This is a genomic window from Streptococcus sp. HMSC077D04, from assembly GCF_001808785.1.
Lineage (GTDB): Bacteria > Bacillota > Bacilli > Lactobacillales > Streptococcaceae > Streptococcus > Streptococcus mitis_BX.
Window position 1 is genome coordinate 1 of sequence record NZ_KV794446.1, and the last position, 352, is coordinate 352.

1 protein-coding gene is annotated in these 352 nt (G+C 33.0%); it reads left to right on the forward strand.

The features are described from left to right. Positions 1-204, forward strand: a 204-nt coding sequence (locus HMPREF2701_RS00130) for a DUF5945 family protein (RefSeq protein ID WP_024475356.1), incomplete at its 5' end; no start/stop codon positions are given. Between the last annotated feature and the right edge of the window lie 148 nt (positions 205-352).

The following is a 352-nucleotide window of genomic DNA, read 5'->3' on the forward strand; positions in this document are numbered from 1 at the left end:
AAAGTTACAGAGGTTAGAACAGGAAAAGAGACAGATATCACTACAAGTTATCAGCAACATCTTAAAAGACTTATTGCGGATAACAATAGCGATATTCAAAGCAGTCAGAAGAAAATTGAAGAGCTACATACGTTGATTGACACAAAGAATAAAGACAATAAGAAATTACAGTCCATTTATGATGCGATTTCGGAATTACACTAAGCAGTCCTGATAGGCTGCTTTTTTTGAGAGGTTATAGATGTTTACAACATTTTTTAAGAAAAATCACGACAATAGTGATGTATTTAAAAAGCTGATTCATAGACTATCTGATATGTCTGTCCAAGATCTTGAAAAAATAGACCGACTG